A 504-nucleotide genomic window follows, 5' to 3' on the forward strand; every position below is an offset into this window, starting at 1 on the left:
GTTTTTAGCCACTCACGCTCTTCAGGTTGGAAAGAGCACTTACCCGTCTTAAGCCAGCGCTTACGATTTGGCTCGCCAATGCCAATATCGGCATCGATAGGGCTGATATTGATGTCTCCCATGACGATTAACTGCTCATCGCTGTTGTGATGATCATTTAGGTAGGTCATGAGATCTTTATAGAACTGGCGCTTATAGGGGTACTTAGTCTCGTGGGAGATATTATCGCCCTGCGGGAAGTAGCCATTAAGGATGGTCACCGGCTGGCCTTGTTCGTCTTCTACTGTCACCATGATCATGCGCTTTTGATGATCTTCATTGTCAGTAGGAAAGCCTTTTTGTACTGAGATAGGCTCTTTCTTACAAAGCATCGCTACACCGTAATGGGCCTTTTGACCATGGTGATACACCTTGTATCCCATTGCCTCGACATCTTCGATAGGGAAGGCTTCGTCATGTACCTTGATTTCCTGCAGTCCGATAACGTCTGGCTGATGCTTATCT

The 504-nt window shown here is 46.8% G+C and carries 1 protein-coding gene; it reads right to left on the minus strand.

Annotation, left to right across the window (positions count from 1 at the left end):
- Positions 1-504, minus strand: a 504-nt coding sequence (gene xthA / locus AB4585_RS26630; protein ID WP_372171749.1) for an exodeoxyribonuclease III, incomplete at both ends; no start/stop codon positions are given.

The sequence above is a fragment of the Vibrio sp. 10N.222.49.C9 genome, from assembly GCF_041474985.1.
Lineage (GTDB): Bacteria > Pseudomonadota > Gammaproteobacteria > Enterobacterales > Vibrionaceae > Vibrio > Vibrio crassostreae_C.